The 1,205-nt window shown below is 60.8% G+C and carries 2 protein-coding genes; both read right to left on the bottom strand.

The annotated features are described in order from the left end of the window. Nucleotides 1–676 (bottom strand): exodeoxyribonuclease III (locus B3V69_RS14045; protein ID WP_296447538.1); only part of this gene is annotated, 676 nt, incomplete at its 3' end. Nucleotides 677–726: 50 nt separating this feature from the next. Then, nucleotides 727–1,205 (bottom strand): potassium channel family protein (locus B3V69_RS14040; protein WP_296447536.1); only part of this gene is annotated, 479 nt, incomplete at its 5' end.

Here is a 1,205-nt window from a genome sequence, read left to right as displayed (position 1 = left end):
GCTTGAGCGCGTTGCTGACCAGAATGTGGTCAATGCGCAGGCCCTGGTTGCGGCGAAAGGCGGCGTTGCGGTAGTCCCACCAAGAGTAGCTTTTGGCGGGCTGCGGGAACAGGCGGTGCGCGTCATGCAAACCCAGGGCGATCAAGGCGCGCAGCTGGTAGCGCTCCTCTTCGGTGCAGTGGATGGTGTCCTTCAGTCCCACCGGGTCCCAGACGTCGGCGTCGTCAAAGGTAATGTTGTAGTCACCCATCAACACCAGTTTGGGATGTTTGACCAGTTCCTCGCGCAGCCAGTCGCGCAGGCCCTTGAGCCAGCTCATCTTGTATTCAAATTTGTCGGAACCTGGTTCCTGCCCATTGGGGAAATAGGCACCGATGACACGCACGCCATCCACCGTGGCGCTGATGACGCGGGCCATGTCGTCCGAAAACCCCGGAATGTTTTTCACCACGTCGGTGGCCGCCGTGCGTGACAACAGCGCGACGCCGTTGTAGGTCTTCTGGCCGAAGTATTGCGCGTGGTAGCCTGCTTGCGTGAAGGCCGCGACCGGAAACTTGTCGTCCGTCATCTTGAGTTCCTGCAACACCAGTACATCGACCGGACGGGTGCCAAGCCAATCCAGCACTTGCGGCAGCCGCACGGTCAGAGAGTTCACGTTCCAGGTGGCGAGTTTCACAGCATCAATCCCTCTTTAATCACATTAGGTCACATCGAGTCGGGTCGCTCTCAGACTTTGAGCAACTTTTCCAGATGGGCGCGTCCCACCGGGCTGGCCATCAAAACCAGCGCGGCACCGGCCTTGACCAGATGATCGTCGGCTGGGTTGAACACCCAATTGCCGTCCTCGTGCGTGGCCATGAGGATGTAGTCCCTTGACTTGGGAATCAGCTCGACCACGGGTGTGGCCGCAAAGTGGGCCGGCACAATCACTTCTTCCACGCGCAGTTCGTCATCGGTGCGCAGCATCTGGTCCATGAAATTGACGGCATGCGGGCGCAGCATGGCCGAGGCGATGCGCATGCCGCCAGCGAAGTCGGGTGACACCACTTCATCGGCCCCGGCGCGGCGCGCCTTATTGGTGTTGCGAACGTCATGCATGCGCGCCACCACCCGCGCCTTGGGGTTCAGCAGCTTGACCGACAGCGACACCATGAGGTTGTGGCTGTCGTCGCCGGTCACGGCAAAGACGCCGGTCGCCGCCATGA

Source organism: Rhodoferax sp. UBA5149, from assembly GCF_002413825.1.
In the GTDB taxonomy this organism is placed as follows: domain Bacteria; phylum Pseudomonadota; class Gammaproteobacteria; order Burkholderiales; family Burkholderiaceae_C; genus Rhodoferax.
The sequence above is the reverse complement of the archived record's forward strand: the minus strand, read 5'-3'. Positions and strand labels throughout refer to the sequence as shown.